The organism is Pelagivirga sediminicola (assembly GCF_003072125.1).
Taxonomy (GTDB): Bacteria; Pseudomonadota; Alphaproteobacteria; order Rhodobacterales; family Rhodobacteraceae; genus Roseovarius; species Roseovarius sediminicola.
In genome coordinates this window covers 305,671-320,094 of the sequence record NZ_QCYH01000002.1, presented here as the reverse complement: position 1 = coordinate 320,094, position 14,424 = coordinate 305,671, and the positions used below count along the sequence as shown (strand labels likewise).

Below are 14,424 nucleotides of genomic sequence, written 5' to 3'. Positions count from 1 at the left end.
CCCGACGCTGGCGGTCCATTACTTTTGCCCCAGTAGCGGCGCCTTTGGAGCGCCGCACGAGGGGGCATCCGGGGCACAGCATGGCATCCAACTTGACACGACAGACCTTTTTCGCCGCGACGCTCGCGCTTGCCTGCGGGGCGGCCACCGGCGCCGCCGCACAGGACGGCGCGATCCAGACCAAGCAATATGACGATGGCGGCGTCTATGAGGGTACGTTCAAGGACGGGTTGCAGCACGGCACCGGCACCTACACCCTGCCCAACGGCTATGAATACAGCGGCGACTGGCAGGAGGGCGAGATCAAGGGCCGCGGCACCGCGCGCTTTCCCAACGGATCGGTCTACGAGGGCGAGTTTGCGCTGGGCAAGCCCAACGGCACCGGCAAGATCGTGTTCACCGATGGCGGCACCTACGAGGGCGGCTGGGTCAACGGCAAGATCACCGGGCGCGGCGTGGCCGTCTATGCCAACGGCGTGCGCTACGAGGGCGAATTCCTGAACGCCATGCATCACGGGCGCGGCACCATGACGTCGCCCGGCGGCTATATCTACGAGGGCGACTGGAGCGAGGGCGTCAAGGACGGCACCGCCAAGATCACCTATCCCGACGGCGCCACCTACGAGGGCGAGGTCAAGCGCGGCGCGCGCGACGGCACCGGCACGCTGACCATGCCCGACGGGCTGATCTATTCGGGCCTGTGGAAAGACGGGCAGATCGACGGCAAGGGCACGCTGACCCAGCCCAATGGCGATGTCTACGAGGGCAATCTGGTGGCCGGGCGCCGCGAGGGTCAGGGGCGCGTCGTCTATGACAACGGCGATGTCTACGAGGGCGGGTTTGCCGATGACAAGCGCGACGGTCAGGGCACGTTCACCGGCACTGATGGCTATGTCTACAAGGGCAGCTGGGTGGCCGGGCAGATCTCCGGCACGGGGCGCGTCACCTATCCCGACGGGTCCGTCTACGAGGGCGACTTCCGCGATGACCTCGCCAATGGCGAGGGCAAGATCACCTATCCCGACGGCGCCACCTATGACGGCCAGTGGGTCGATGGCGTGATCGACGGGCAAGGCCGCGCCACCTATCCCAGCGGGTTGGTTTATGAGGGCATGTTCAAGGATGCGCGCAACCACGGCCAGGGCGTGATGACCTATGCCGATGGCTATCGCTACGAGGGCGAATGGTCCGAGGGCGAGCGTCAGGGCCAGGGCACGGCGACCTACCCCGATGGCACGGTCTATACCGGCAGCTTCGTGAACGGCCAGCGCGACGGCACCGGGCGCATCGAGATGCCGGACGGGTTCGTCTATGAGGGCGAGTGGAAGAACGGCGAAATCAACGGCAAGGGCGTGGCAACCTACACCAATGGCGACGTCTACGAGGGGCTTTTCGTAGATGGCAAGCGGCAGGGCGCCGGCACCATGCGCTATGCATCGGGCGACGAAGACAGCGGCGTCTGGCAGGATGGCGCGCTCCCCGTAGAGGCGCGCAGCGGGGATGGCGGCGGGGCGCCGGACAGCGCCGCCGCGACCGAACCGGAGGACACGCCGGACGAGCCTGCGATCGAAGATGGTGACGCGCAGGCCGCTCCGCAAACCCCGGATGAGAGCGAATCCGCCGCCGAGTGACCGGCGCGCCGCCGCAATTGCCAGTGTGGTATCGACATGCCAAGCTTGGGCGCAGCCTCCTGCGCGCGATGCCGTGCAACGGCGCAACCTGACCCAAGGAGACGTTCGATGCCCCATACCGGATCCTGCCTGTGCGGCGCTGCCAGATATAGTTTTGACACCCCCGTGACCCAGGCCGGCGCCTGTCATTGCAGCATGTGCCGCAAATGGTCGGGCGGGATCGGGCTGGCCGTCGAGGTTGCCAGCGATGGGCTGAGCATCGACCAAGGCGACACGATCAAGGTTTATAAATCGTCCGAATGGGGCGAGCGCGCCTTTTGCGGCGCGTGCGGCAGCAGCCTGTGGTTCCGCCTCGTTGCGCCCGGCCCGCAGCATGGCACCTACTATCTCAATATGGGCGGGCTGGACGACACTGACGGAATTTCGTTGGCGATGGAGATGTTCATCGACGCCAAGCCGAAAGGCTATGCGCTGGAAGGCGACCACCAGCGCATCACCGCCGCCGAATTCTATGCCATGATCGAAGCGGACATCGCCAAGACCACCTGACGGGCCGTCTCAGCGCCGCACCATCATCGCCAGCCGGATCAGCGCCCGCTCCACCAACGGCATCTGCGGCGCGGTCTGCGCGGCCGAGCGCAGGGTCAGGTCGGTCTCGGTCAAAAGGCTCAGCGCGGTTTCCAGATTGGCCGCGCCCCATGCCTGCGCCTGCCGCTGCATCCGGTCGCGGCGCGGGCCGAAGACCGGCGGGCGCATCCGCGCGATGCCCTGGCTGACCCCGCCGGGATCGGAGGCCGCCGTATAGAGCGTGCGAAAATGCCGCGTCGCCGCAATGCACAGCGCGACGGGCTGCACCCCTTGGGCGCGCAGGCGTTTCATCATCGGGCCGATCTCGCCGGACCGGGCCTCGGCCACGATATGCAGGATGTCGTCCAGATCCGCCTCGACCGAGGCGGGCGCGCAGGCGGCGATATCTTCGGGGCCCAGCGGCGTATCATCGCCCAGCTTGTAGAGCGACAGCTTGTCCATCGTCTGGCGGAAATCGCCCGGATCCAGCGCGCGGGCCAGATCGTGCAGATCGCGCAGCGCGTCCTGCCCGATATTCCTGAGCCCCGATTTCGCCAAGCTCTGCTCGATCTCTTCCCGGCTGGGCGGGTCGTCATAGATCGCGGCGACATAGGCATTCTTGTGCGCCTCGAAGGTCTTGCGCAGCTTGGAGGTGGGTTTCAGCGCGCCGGCCGTGACGATGATCTGCGCATCGCCCTCGCGCCAGTCCTCCAGCGCGGCAAGGATCGGCGCGGCCAGCGCCTCGGTCGCGTCCTCGACAAAGGCCACGCGCGGGCCGGGGAAGAAGCTGGCGGCCTTGACCGCGTCATTCAGGCGCGCGGGATCCTTGCGCAGATCGCCCGCAGCCATGCGGGTGATGCGCATCTCCTCCTCGCCCGTGGGTCCGGCAAGCGCCGCGATCACCTCGGCCCGGCGCAGCGCAATCCGCATCGCATCGCCGCCATAGATCAGCAGCCCCGCGCGGGCGGGATCGGGCCGGGCGAAATAGCCGGGCGCGTCGCGGGGGGCCAGCTTCATTGCGGGGCGGCGGGCGCGGCCACGATCAGCCGCGTGACGATCTGATCGGCCATGATGTTCATCAGGCGCCGCCGTGCATCGCCTTCGGCCGCCTGCGTCGCCACGGTGGTGCCGGAGGCAGAGTAGCCGGTGAAATTGCTGACCTTGCCGGAGGTGACAACCGCGCCGCTTTCCAGATCGCGCAGCGCATAGGTGACATCGCCCAAGAGGCGAAAGCGCGTCGTCACGTTGGCCTTGGAAATGGCGACCGATTCCTGCCGCACCGTGATCGCGTGGCTCAGCCCAAAGCGCCCCGGATTGGCCCGGCCCAGCCGCGATTCGATCTCGCGGGTCAGAAGATAGCCGTCCCGCGTCAGCGGCTCATCGACCAGAACCGCCCCCTGCAGCGCGGTCCCGGCTCCGCCCGGCCCATAGACCGGCGAGAATCCGCAGGCAGGCAGCGCCGCCAGCGCGGCAAGCAGGAATGAGCGGCGGTTAAATGACGACATTGACGATCCGGCCGGGGACAACGATCACCTTTTTGGGCTGGGCCCCTTCCAGCGCACGCTGCACAGCATCGGTTGCCAGCGCGATCTTTTCAACCTCATCCTTTGCCATCTCCTGCGGCACCTGAATCTCGGTGCGTCGCTTGCCGTTGATCTGAACCGGCAGGGTGATGGTGTCGTCCTGCATCATCGCCGGGTCCGCCACCGGCCACGGTGCGACGGCGACCAACCCTTCGCCGCCCAGCATCTGCCACATCTCCTCGGCCAGGTGCGGCGTCATCGGCGCCATGAGCTGCGCCAGCGTGCGCGCCGCCGCGCGCTTGGCCTGCGCGCCCGCTTCGCTTTTGGCCAGCACCCCGGTAAAGGCATAGAGCCGCGCGATGGCCGCGTTGAAGCCGAAGCTTTCGACACCGCCGGTGACGTCATGGATCGCCTTGTGCATCTCGCGCAGGAGCGCCTCGTCCGCCTCGGACGTGCCCGGCGCGTCGCTGGCCGCGATCTCGGACGCGATGCGCCAGACGCGCGAGAGGTGCTTGAACGCGGCCTCCGCCCCCGCGGCGGTCCATTCCACGTCCCGCTCCGGCGGGCTGTCGGACAGCACGAACCAGCGGGCGGTGTCGGCGCCGTAGGCGTCGATGATGCCGATGGGATCGACGACGTTCTTCTTGGATTTCGACATCTTGGCCGAGGGGACGATCTGAACGGGCGTGCCGTCGGCCAGTTTGCCGTCCTGCACATCCTCGGGCAGGTGATAGACGGGTCTGCCATTCTCGTCGCGCGTCTGGTAGATCTCGTGCGTCACCATGCCTTGGGTGAAAAGCGCGTTGAACGGCTCGGATGCCGATTTCGGCAGATGGCCGGTGATATGAATCGCGCGGGCGAAAAAGCGACTGTAGAGCAGGTGCAGGATCGCATGTTCGACCCCGCCGATATACTGGTCCACATTCATCCAGTATTCCGCCGCCGCAATATCGGTGGGCGTGTCCGCATGGGGCGCGGTGAAGCGGATGAAATACCACGAGCTGTCAACGAATGTATCCATCGTATCCGTCTCGCGCCGCGCATCCGCGCCGCATTTCGGGCACGGCGCGTTCCGCCATGTCGGATGGCGGTCCAGCGGGTTGCCGGGCACGTCGAAGGTCACATCATCGGGCAGGCGGATGGGCAGGTTTTCCTTTTTCTCCGGCACCACGCCGCAGGCGTCGCAATGCACCACCGGGATCGGGCAGCCCCAATAGCGCTGCCGCGACAGGCCCCAGTCACGCAGGCGGTACTTGGTCACGCCCTGGCCCACGCCGTTCTGCTCGCAAAAGGCGATGGTGGCCTCGATCGCCTCGGCGCCGGTCTGCCATGTGTCGCCCGCGATGGTGCTGACATAATGCACCGGCTCGGTTTTCGGCGGCACGTAAGGGGCATTCAACTGCGGGTCCGCATCCTCGGACGGCAAAAAAGCGGGAATGATCGGAAGGGCGTATTTCGTGGCAAAGTCGAAATCGCGCTGGTCATGCGCGGGCACGCCGAAAATGGCACCGGTGCCGTAATCCATCAGGATGAAGTTGGCCACATAGACCGGCAATTCCCACGCCGTATCAAAGGGATGGCGCACGGTCAGGCCGGTGTTGTAGCCGCGCTTTTCCGCCTTCTCCAGCGCCTCCTCGGTGGTGCCGCCCTTGCGGCATTCCGCGTTGAACGCGGCCAGTTCGGCATCGTCCTTTTCCAGCTGCTTGGCCAGCGGGTGATCGGGCGAGATCCCGACAAAGCTGGCCCCCATGAGCGTATCGGGCCGCGTCGTGTAAACCTCGATCCGGTCAAAGCCGTCGGGCCCCTCGTTCAGGCCGAACGCAAACTGAAGCCCGCGCGATTTGCCGATCCAGTTCTCCTGCATCAGCCTCACCTTGGCGGGCCAGTCGTCCAGCGTATCGAGCGCCTCCAGCAGCTCTTCGGCCATGTCCGAGATGGCAAAGAACCACTGCGTCAGCTCGCGCCGCTCTACCTCGGCGCCGCTGCGCCAGCCGCGCCCGTTCTCGACCTGCTCATTGGCCAGAACGGTCATGTCCACCGGATCCCAGTTGACCACCGCGTTCTTGCGGTAGACCAGCCCGGCCTCCAGCATGTCGAGGAACAGCGCCTGCTGCTGGCCGTAATATTCCGGATCGCAGGTGGCGAATTCGCGGCTCCAGTCGATCGACAGGCCCAGCGGTTTCATCTGCGCGCGCATATCGGCGATGTTCTGATAGGTCCAGTCCTTGGGATGCCCGCCCGAGGCCATCGCGGCATTTTCGGCCGGCATGCCGAACGCGTCCCAGCCCATCGGGTGCAGCACGTTATGGCCGGTGGCCAGCTTGTGCCGCGCGATCACGTCGCCCATCGTGTAGTTGCGCACATGGCCCATGTGGATGCGTCCCGAGGGGTAGGGAAACATCTCCAGCACGTAATATTTCGGCTTGGCCGGGTCGTTGCCTGCGCGGAAAATTCCGGCCTCATCCCAGGCTTTGCGCCAGTTGGCTTCGATTTCGGCGGGGGAATAGCGGGACATGGCGGCGTCTTTCACTGGATCAATGCGTCAGGAGCGGTGATAGGCGCAGCGGCGCCCAGCGTCCAGTGGGGCGGCGCAGATTTGCGAGGGTTTGCGGGCCCGCGGGCGCCGCTTATAAGCGGCGCCAAAGATCCAGCGCAGGCATTTTCATGAACATCCTTTTCATTCACCAGAATTTTCCCGGCCAGTTCAAACACCTGGCCCCCGCCCTTGCGGCACGCGGTGACACCTGCACCGCGCTCACCCTGAAGGTAAAGGAGCCGGCGGTCTGGAAGGGGGTGCGCGTGCTTCCCTATACCCTGCCCGCGCGGCCGGGGCAGAATGTGCACCCGTGGCTGGTGGATCTGGACACCAAGGTAACGCGCGGCGAGGCGTGCTGGCGCGCGGCGCGAGCTCTGGCGCAGCAGGGCTACGAGCCCGATCTGATCCTGGCGCATCCCGGCTGGGGCGAATCGATGTTCCTGGGCGATCTGTGGCCGAACGCCCGCGTGGGCCTTTATTGCGAGCTTTATCACGAGGCCGAGTATCCGCATCTGGATTTCGATCCCGAATTCCGCGCGGCCGAGCCGGAGGTTCAGCCCCTGCGCATCCGACTGAAGAACCTCAACAACCACCTGCATTTTCCGCAGGCGGATGCAGGGCTCAGCCCGACCGCGTTTCAGGCCGATACGTTTCCGCCCGAATTCCGCCGCCGCATCACCGTCGCGCATGACGGCATCGATACCGCATGGTCGGCGCCTGATCCGGACGTCACGCTTCAGCTGAAGGGATTCGCGCCCTACACCCGCGACACCGAGATCATCACCTTCATCAACCGCAATCTTGAGCCCTATCGCGGCTATCACGTCTTCATGCGCGCCCTGCCCGACCTGCTGCGCCAGCGGCCGAATGCCCGCGTCATGATCATCGGCGGCAACGAGGTCAGCTATGGCAGCGCGCCCCCAAACGGCAAGACATGGAAGCAGATCTTCCGCGAGGAGGTGGCAGACCGGATCAGCCCCGAGGATTGGCGCCGCGTTCATTTCATCGGCCGGATCCCGCATGACGATTTCACCCGCGTGCTGCAGATCAGCCGCGTGCATGTCTACCTGACATATCCGTTCGTGCTCAGCTGGTCGCTGCTGGAGGCGATGTCCTGCGGCGCCGCCATCGTCGCCAGCGATACCGCCCCGGTGCGCGAGGTCGTGACCCACGATCAGACCGGCAGGCTGGTCGATTTCTTTGATCGCGCGGCGCTGGTGCGCGAGCTGTGCGATCTGCTGGAGGATGCGGACGCGCGCGCCCGGCTGGGCGCCGCGGCGCGGCGGCTGATGATTGATGAATACGATCTGCAACAGACATGCCTGCCAAGGCAGATCGCATGGGTCGACGGGATCATGAAGACGCCGCGCGCATCCTGACGGACGGGGCGGCCCCGGGCATCTAACCGATCAGTATTTCCCGGACTGGATGCGCAGCTGGCGCGCGCGCGACAGGATCGCATCCTCGACAGCGCGCTGCGTTCCGGCATCGACCGGGCCGCTTTGCGTGGCCAGCGCCACGTTCAGCGACCGCGCATCAAGCGCCGGATCGCTGATCAGGATGGTCGCGCGATAGGCACGCCCGCCCCCCGGCGGCACGCCGTAGCCGGTTGAGATGACGCCGGTAAACGGATCCGCGGACTGAATCGGCAGGAAATCGAGCACCTGCAGCGACGCGGTCCACAAGTGGCGGTTCACCTTGACGCCCGCATCCTTGCCGCGAAAGATCTCGAGGATGCTCCCCCCCGGCTCGCCCGGCGCCACGCCGACACGGGCGGGCCCCTTGGCCTCCCTGCCGCTTTCGACCGCGACGGCCTTGGGATCGAATTTGGGTGGCTCGTCGCCACACGCCGCGAGCATACCCAAGCCCGCAATTGCGATCACAGCGCGATTTAGCGAAAGAAGCATCATATTACCGTCCGATATTGCCTTCTTCTCTAGTAACCAACGCGTGCGGGCGGGGCAAGCTGTTTGCAAGCCGTCGGCGCGCGGCGGTGCCATGACGCTTTGCATCCGGGTGCGGCGGGTGGTTAAATGCCGCCCGACACCGCATTATCCAAAGAGGGACGCCATGAGCCTTGCCGATATCACCGCCCGCGTGGAGGCCGCGATCGCCGCCGCGGGGCGCAGTCCCGGCTGCGTCACGCTGATCGCCGTGTCCAAGATGCAGCCAGACGCGCGCGTCGCGGAGGTCCTGCGCGAGGGGCATCGCGTCTTTGGCGAGAACCGCGTTCAGGAAGCCGCCGGCAAATGGCCGGAATTCCGTGACACGTTTCAGGATGTGGACCTGCACCTGATCGGGCCGCTGCAATCCAACAAGGTGCGCCAGGCGTTTGATCTGTTCCAGACGATCCACTCGGTCGATCGCCCGAAACTGGCCAACACGATCGCGCGTATCGCGGACGAGGAAGGGCATTGCCCTGATTTGTTTTTGCAGGTCAATACCGGCGAAGAGGAACAAAAGGCCGGCGTGCTGCCCGCGGATGCCGACGACTTCATCGCGCAATGCCGCAAACTGGAATTGCCAATCAAGGGATTGATGTGCATTCCACCTGTGGACGAAGAGCCAAGCCTGCATTTCGCGCTATTGGCGAAAATCGCGGCGCGTAATGACCTTTCGGGTCTTTCAATGGGCATGAGCGGAGATTTCGAAACCGCGATTGCCCAGGGCGCTACCCACATTCGCGTGGGAAGCGCCATTTTCGGCGAGCGTGATTACGACTGACGCGCGCGGGGCGTCTGATCGATCTTCAGCGTTTCCAGATCCACGCCCTTTTCCTGCGCTTCCTTGATCCAGCGGGGCGGGCGTCCGCGGCCGCTCCAGGTCAGGGTGGGATCGTCCTTGCTGCGATACTTTGCAGGCGCAGGCGCGCGGGTGGTCTTGGGCTTGTCGGCGCTACCGGCAGGCTTGGCACGCCCGCCCTCACCGACCAGTTCGTCCAGCGAATAGCCAAGCTGCTTGGCCTTTTCGCGCACCGCGCTCAGCGCGTCCTTGCGCTGCCGCTTGTCGCGGCCCGCCATTTCGCGCTCGACTTTCTTTTGCAGGGATTTCAATTCCTGCATGCTCATGGATTTCAGATCGAATTTTGCCATTGGAGTCCCATTGATGAATTAGTGGCTTTACTTAAACAAATTCGGATCAAAGCGCAAAAGAAACTGTTCGCCTGGTGCGCGCAAAGTTTTCTTTATCTATGTCCCGCTTTGATTTCGGCAGATTTCGGCTCACGTTTCCCGCAACCGGATGAAAATCCGGTCCCGAAACGGCGCGGCATCTTTAAAGATCCGGCACGATCAGGCGCGTTCCCGGCGCGGCCTGCGCGGCGATCCGATGCAGATGATCGCGGCGCAGCGCAATGCAGCCTTCGGTCGGATAGCCGGGCCTGCGCCATCGATGCATGAAAATGCAGCTGCCCCGGCCCGGCACCGCATGCGGCCAGTTCCAGTCGGTGACCAGCACCAGATCATAAAGCGGATCGGCCCGGCGCAGCGCCTCGTGGCTGTGCCGATAGGGCGCGCGCACCCAGGTGTTGTAGGCGGCGTCGCCTGCATCGTCGCTCCACAGATCGCCGGTCACGATGGGGCGCGCCCAAGGCGCGGGCGCTGCCATCCGGTCGGGGCGGTAGAGCGTCATGACAATGCGATGCGCGCCCACGGGCGTCGCGCCGTCGCCCTCGCGCTTGGCGCGCGTCAGCCCGCCCTTGCCGATGCTGCACGGATAAAGCCGTCCGCGATAGCGCAGGCCCATGGGTGTCAGGACCATGTCGCGCGCGCCGGGCGCCGTCACAGCGATGCCTCGGGGCGGAATCCTTCGGGGATGGCATCAAGGCCCTCCAGCACCAGATCCGCCATCACCTCGCCCACCTTGGGCGCCATGCCAAAGCCGATCTTGAAGCCGCCATTGGCGATGAACTGCCCCGGATGCAGCGGATGCGCGCCCAGCATCGGCGCGCGGCTGCGCGTGCGCGGGCGCAGCCCGGCCCAGCGGCGGATCACGCGCGCATCCCGCAGCGGGGCGAAGGCCGCGCGCGCGGCGGCGATCACCTCGTCCAGCAGCGCGTCGGTGCCCAGCCCGTCGAAATCCCGCTCGGTGGTCGATCCGATGGCGGTGGTGCCATCCTCATGCGGGACGATGTGCACGCCATTCGCAAAGATCTGCGGATGATCCGGCAGCGCAAGATCCATCAGCGCCGCCTGCCCCTTGATGGCCGCGCCCACCTGCCGGGGAAGGACGGCGTTCAGCGCGGCCAGATCCGCCGCGCCGATGGCGCGGATCACGCGCCCCTCATCATCCCCCTCGGTGCGGATCACACCGCCCTTGACCTTCAGCGCGGCGGCCAGCGCCGCGCAGGCCTGCGCCGGATGCAGCCGCGCGGTCAGCGTGTCGTGAATGACGCGGCCCCCTTCACATTCCGGCGTATGCGCAAACTCCGCGGCATCCGCCACGCGCCAGACCGCGCGGCCCTGCCACAGACTGCGCGACCAGCCCGCCCGCGCCTCGGCCAGCGCGGCGCCGCCCGGCTCCAGCGGTTGCAGCCGCCCGGTGCGCGCATAACCCGGCGAGCGGCCCGAGATTTCGGCCACCTCGGCCCAGAACGTCTCTGCCATCAGCAGGCTGTCCAGCTGGAACGCCTTCTTGTCGTTCCAGTTTTCCGGCACATGCGGCGCCAGCGCGCCGACGATACCGCCCGAGGCGCCCGCCCCCGGCCCGGCAGGGTCGATCACCTGCACGGCGGCGCCGCGCCGCGCGCAGGCCCAGGCCACCGACAGCCCGAAAATGCCCGCGCCGCGCACCGTCACATCGGCCATTGCCATTCGCCTTGCCCCCCTGCATGGTTCGCCTGATTTCACCCTTGCATAAAGGACTGTGCCATGCAGGACCAGCGCGCCGGGCTGGACTGGAAGGCGGGCGACGTGCCGGTTTCGCGCCGCTTCGACGATCCGTATTTCAGCCTTGATGATGGCCTGGCGGAGACGCGCCATGTCTTTCTGGACGGCAACGATCTGCCCGCGCGGTTCCGCGACGGGTTCCGCGTGGCCGAGCTGGGCTTTGGCACCGGGCTGAACATGCTGGTCGCGGCCGAGGCATGGGCGGCGGCAGGCGCGCCCGGCACGCTGCACCTCACCTCGTTCGAGGCCTATCCGCTGGCCGCAGGCGACATGGCGCGCGCGCTCGCCGTCTTTCCCGCGCTGGCGTCCCGCGCGGCGCGGCTGCTGGAGGGCTGGCAACGCATCGAGTCGGGGATCGAGCTGGGCGACGGCGTGCATCTGGACGTGATCATCGGCGACGCGCGCGCCACCCTGCCCGCCTGGAGGGGCGCCGCCGATGCGTGGTTCCTCGACGGCTTTGCGCCCGCGCGCAATCCGCAGCTGTGGGAGCCTGCCCTGATGGCCGCCGTCGCCGCACACACCGCGCCGGGCGGCACGGCGGCGACCTATACGGCGGCCGGGGATGTGCGCCGCGCGCTGGCGGCGGCGGGCATGGACGTTAGCCGCGTGCCGGGTTACGGACGCAAAAGACACATGACCAGGGCAAGGATGCCGCGATGACGGAACAAAACACGCGGCTGGGCATCCTGCTGATGCTGGCCACGACGCTGATCTTCGCAATTCAGGACGGGCTGTCTCGCCATCTGGCGGCGGAATACAACGTCTATATGGTCATCATGATCCGTTACTGGTTCTTTGCGGCGTTCGTTCTGGCCGTGTCGGCGCGCAAGCCGGGCGGTCTGCGCGCCGCCGCGCGCACGACGCAGCCATTCTTGCAAACCTTTCGCGCGCTTTTGCTGGTGACGGAGATCTGCCTGCTCATCGTCGCCTTCACCATCCTCGGGCTGATCGAAACGCATGCCGTTTTCGCCTTTTATCCGCTGCTGATCGCCGCCCTGTCGGGCCCGGTCCTGGGCGAATACGTGGGCTGGCGGCGCTGGACCGCCATCGGCATCGGGTTTGTCGGCGTGCTGATCATCCTCGAGCCGGGCGTGACCGTGTTCGAGCCCGCGGCGATCATCCCGCTGATCGGCGCGCTGATGTTTGCGCTTTACGGTCTGCTGACGCGCTATGCGGCGCGGCGCGATACGGCGGCGACCAGCTTTTTCTGGACCGGCACGGTGGGCGCCGCGGGCATGACCTGCGTCGGCATGTGGTTCTGGGAGCCGATGGCGCCGGCCGACTGGGGCTGGATGGCCGCACTGTGCCTGACCGGGGTGCTGGGCCACTTCACGCTGATCAAATGCTACGCGGTGGCCGAGGCCAGCGCCGTGCAGCCCTTCGCCTATCTGCAACTGGTGTTCGTCTCGATCATCGGTGTCGCGGTGTTCGGCGAGACGATCCGCATGAACGTGGCGATCGGCGTGGTGATCGTGGTGGGCGCGGGTCTGTTCACGCTCTGGCGCCAGCGCAAGGTGGCGTGACGCAGGAGCCTGCGGCGCGAGTATTTCGGCCAAGATGAAGCCGGATGGCCGCGGCGCGGCCGGGGCAGATGCGGCACCGTGCCGCGCCGCGCCCGGCCGGTTGCGCTTCGCGCGCGGAGAATACGGCGCTACTGCTGTGGGCAGATATTCACGCATTGCCCTGACCCCATGACGCGCCGCCTTTGCCTTCGCCAGATACTGCAAGCCTCCGGCGCGTTGCCGGTCCTTATGGGGCTGTCGCTGATGCTGCAGCTCCTGGCGGTCGGTGTCATGTCCGGCGACGCGGGCCGGGGCCTGACGTCGCTGTGCCTGAATGGGCAGATCGTTCAGGTGGATACCGGCGGCCCGCTGGGCGATCTCGGCGGCGCCGCGCCCGATCATTGCAGCCTGTGCGGGATCACGCTGGCGCTGGTGGCGATGGAGCCGCCTTTGGCCGCCGCCCCTGCCCGCGCCGCGGCGCAGGTTCATGCGCTGCCGGATCCGCGCCCGCGGCGCCCTGCGCGCCTGCCCGCCAATCCGGCCCGCGCGCCCCCTTTGCCCGTCTGATTTTCCCACTCGTTCAATCAGATACAGCTGCGCCGCACGTGCGCACAAGCAAAGATAGTGACAGACAATGAAACGATTTCTTTTACAGGCGCTGGCCCTTGCGGCCGGGCTGACAGGCGCGCCTGCGATGGCGCAGGACATGAGCATGCCGGCGACGGGCGCGCCAAAGGGGCAGATGGCGCAAGGCGCGCATGGTGCGATAGGCGGGCATGGCGACATGCACGGCCCGGCCGGCGTGATGGGCAACCATCTGGCGCGGCAAGGCAAGTTCATGATGAGCTACCGCTTTGGCGCGATGTCGATGTCGGACAACCGCATCGGCACCCGCGAGGTCAGCAGCGACACCATCGCCACCACCATCCCCAACGTCTTTTTCGGCGCGCCGGGACAGCCGCCGATCTTGCGCGTGGTGCCGCAGGAAATGACGATGCAGATGCACATGCTGGGCCTGATGTATGGCGCGACGGACCGGCTGAGCCTGATGGCGATGCTGCCCTATGTCGAGAAGAGCATGACATCGCTGACCTATGCCGGGCCGTCCGGCACCGCCACGCTGGGCACATCGAAAATGCGCGCAGGCGGCCTTGGCGATATCCGCATCGGCGCCACCTACGGGCTGAAGCCGACAGGCGCGTCGAGGGTCCTGCTGAGCATGAGCCTCAGCCTGCCGACGGGGTCGATCACCGAAAGCGGCACGATGCTGTCGCCGATGGGCACGCCCATGACGATGCGCATGGCCTATCCGATGCAGCTGGGCTCGGGCACCTATGATCTGATGCCGGCGCTCGCCTATCGCAGCGGCGCGGGGCGCGTGAATTGGGGCGGGCAGCTGCGCGGCATCATTCGGCTGGGCAGCAATGACGAGGGATATTCCCTGGGCGACGAGATCGCGCTGTCGGCCTGGGCCAGTTACAAGCCGGGCGCCGCCGTGTCCTGGTGGGGCCGGATCGAAGCCGCCCGGCTGGGCCGGATCGACGGGCGCGACCCGCAGATCCGGGGCGCGATGCAGGGCGCCAATCCGGCCTTTCACGGCGGTGATACGGTCACGCTGACGGCGGGGGTCGATTACACCATGCAGACCGGCCCGCTGAAAGGGCACAAGCTGGGCGCCGATATCGGCGTGCCGATCTATCAGGATCTGAACGGGCCGCGGCTGGGCACCGATTGGGTGCTGGGCGTGGGCTGGCGGCGGATGTTCTGAAGCTTTGGCGC

At 66.6% G+C, this 14,424-nt stretch carries 15 protein-coding genes; 8 read left to right on the top strand and 7 right to left on the bottom strand.

What is annotated here, in order from left to right:
* The first annotated feature begins 92 nt into the window (after window positions 1-92).
* Both DC366_RS05185 and DC366_RS05180 read left to right on the top strand, forming a co-directional pair.
* On the top strand, window positions 93-1,631 hold the full coding sequence (locus DC366_RS05185; RefSeq protein WP_439331648.1) for a 2-isopropylmalate synthase: 1,539 nt from the start codon (window positions 93-95) through the stop codon (window positions 1,629-1,631).
* A gap of 108 nt (window positions 1,632-1,739) precedes the next feature.
* Window positions 1,740-2,180, top strand: a complete 441-nt coding sequence (locus DC366_RS05180; protein ID WP_165802848.1) for a GFA family protein — start codon at window positions 1,740-1,742, stop codon at window positions 2,178-2,180.
* Window positions 2,181-2,189: 9 nt separating this feature from the next.
* On the opposite strand, the gene holA is transcribed toward DC366_RS05180, so the two are convergent.
* Genes holA through leuS form a run of 3 tightly spaced genes read right to left on the bottom strand, consistent with a single transcriptional unit; the run spans window position 2,190 to window position 6,236 of the window.
* Entirely contained in the window at window positions 2,190-3,215 is a 1,026-nt protein-coding gene (holA, locus tag DC366_RS05175; RefSeq protein WP_108691127.1) for a DNA polymerase III subunit delta, read from the bottom strand.
* Window positions 3,212-3,703 (bottom strand): LPS assembly lipoprotein LptE, encoded by a 492-nt coding sequence (lptE, locus tag DC366_RS05170; RefSeq protein WP_108691126.1) that lies wholly within the window; start codon window positions 3,701-3,703, stop codon window positions 3,212-3,214. Before lptE ends, holA begins: the two co-directional genes overlap by 4 nt.
* On the bottom strand, window positions 3,690-6,236 hold the full coding sequence (gene leuS, locus DC366_RS05165; RefSeq protein WP_108691125.1) for a leucine--tRNA ligase: 2,547 nt from the start codon (window positions 6,234-6,236) through the stop codon (window positions 3,690-3,692). Before leuS ends, lptE begins: the two co-directional genes overlap by 14 nt.
* A 149-nt stretch (window positions 6,237-6,385) precedes the next feature.
* Here leuS and DC366_RS05160 point away from each other — a divergent pair, with 149 nt between their 5' ends.
* A complete protein-coding gene (locus tag DC366_RS05160; RefSeq protein WP_108691124.1) occupies window positions 6,386-7,636 on the top strand; it encodes a glycosyltransferase in 1,251 nt (416 codons plus the stop codon).
* A 30-nt stretch (window positions 7,637-7,666) separates the two neighbouring features.
* Here the strand turns inward: DC366_RS05160 and DC366_RS05155 are convergent, their stop codons facing one another.
* On the bottom strand, window positions 7,667-8,167 hold the full coding sequence (locus DC366_RS05155; protein WP_108691123.1) for a DUF3576 domain-containing protein: 501 nt from the start codon (window positions 8,165-8,167) through the stop codon (window positions 7,667-7,669).
* Window positions 8,168-8,327: 160 nt separating this feature from the next.
* Between DC366_RS05155 and DC366_RS05150 the strand changes: the two genes are divergently transcribed.
* The gene (locus DC366_RS05150; protein WP_108691122.1) at window positions 8,328-8,981 is read left to right on the top strand and encodes a YggS family pyridoxal phosphate-dependent enzyme; all 654 of its coding nucleotides are present in this window, start codon (window positions 8,328-8,330) and stop codon (window positions 8,979-8,981) included.
* Here DC366_RS05150 and DC366_RS05145 read toward each other — a convergent pair.
* From DC366_RS05145 to DC366_RS05135, 3 genes are all read right to left on the bottom strand, one after another.
* Window positions 8,972-9,349 carry an H-NS histone family protein gene (locus DC366_RS05145; protein ID WP_108691121.1) on the bottom strand — a complete coding sequence of 126 codons (378 nt, stop codon included), beginning with the start codon at window positions 9,347-9,349 and terminating at the stop codon, window positions 8,972-8,974. The two genes, DC366_RS05150 and DC366_RS05145, sit on opposite strands and share 10 nt — an antisense overlap.
* Window positions 9,350-9,530: 181 nt before the next feature.
* Window positions 9,531-10,016, bottom strand: coding sequence for a L,D-transpeptidase family protein (locus DC366_RS05140; RefSeq protein ID WP_108691355.1), 486 nt, complete (start codon window positions 10,014-10,016; stop codon window positions 9,531-9,533).
* 20 nt (window positions 10,017-10,036) lie between these two features.
* Window positions 10,037-11,062 (bottom strand): NAD(P)/FAD-dependent oxidoreductase, encoded by a 1,026-nt coding sequence (locus tag DC366_RS05135; protein WP_108691120.1) that lies wholly within the window; start codon window positions 11,060-11,062, stop codon window positions 10,037-10,039.
* A gap of 63 nt (window positions 11,063-11,125) precedes the next feature.
* Here DC366_RS05135 and mnmC2 point away from each other — a divergent pair, with 63 nt between their 5' ends.
* The 4 genes from mnmC2 to DC366_RS05115 all read left to right on the top strand — a co-directional run bounded on the left by mnmC2 (window position 11,126) and on the right by DC366_RS05115 (window position 14,413).
* Window positions 11,126-11,803, top strand: coding sequence for a tRNA (5-methylaminomethyl-2-thiouridine)(34)-methyltransferase MnmC2 (mnmC2, locus tag DC366_RS05130; protein ID WP_108691119.1), 678 nt, complete (start codon window positions 11,126-11,128; stop codon window positions 11,801-11,803).
* Complete coding sequence (locus DC366_RS05125; RefSeq protein ID WP_108691118.1) at window positions 11,800-12,666, top strand: DMT family transporter; 867 nt, start codon at window positions 11,800-11,802, stop codon at window positions 12,664-12,666. Before mnmC2 ends, DC366_RS05125 begins: the two co-directional genes overlap by 4 nt.
* Window positions 12,667-12,834: 168 nt before the next feature.
* Window positions 12,835-13,212 carry a DUF2946 family protein gene (locus DC366_RS05120; protein WP_108691117.1) on the top strand — a complete coding sequence of 126 codons (378 nt, stop codon included), beginning with the start codon at window positions 12,835-12,837 and terminating at the stop codon, window positions 13,210-13,212.
* A gap of 67 nt (window positions 13,213-13,279) precedes the next feature.
* On the top strand, window positions 13,280-14,413 hold the full coding sequence (locus DC366_RS05115; protein ID WP_133176173.1) for a transporter family protein: 1,134 nt from the start codon (window positions 13,280-13,282) through the stop codon (window positions 14,411-14,413).
* Window positions 14,414-14,424 lie beyond the last annotated feature (11 nt).